At 42.7% G+C, this 279-nt stretch carries 1 protein-coding gene; it reads right to left on the reverse strand.

The features are described from left to right. Window positions 1-279: ExeA family protein (locus A3735_RS10645; RefSeq protein ID WP_156499598.1), on the reverse strand; the 279-nt coding region annotated here is incomplete at both ends.

Raw genomic sequence — 279 nt, forward strand, 5'->3', positions numbered from 1 at the left:
GCGATTGTTAGCGTGTGCATCAAGCAGGTAGCTGTTAATTAGGTCATTTAAGACTTTAATTGATGCTGAATCGGGGTACGCTATTCCAAGCTCATCACATATTGATGCCATAAGCTCACGTGCCGAGAGCTTCGGATTTATGATGAATGCTACGTCGGTATTTTTTGGAATCTGATTTAAAAAACAACGGCAAATTGTCGTCTTTCCTGTTCCAACTTCACCTGTAAGAACAACAAAACCGCCCTGCCCGGATACACCATATAAAAGATGAGCAAGCGC

It is taken from the genome of Oleiphilus sp. HI0061 (assembly GCF_001635675.1).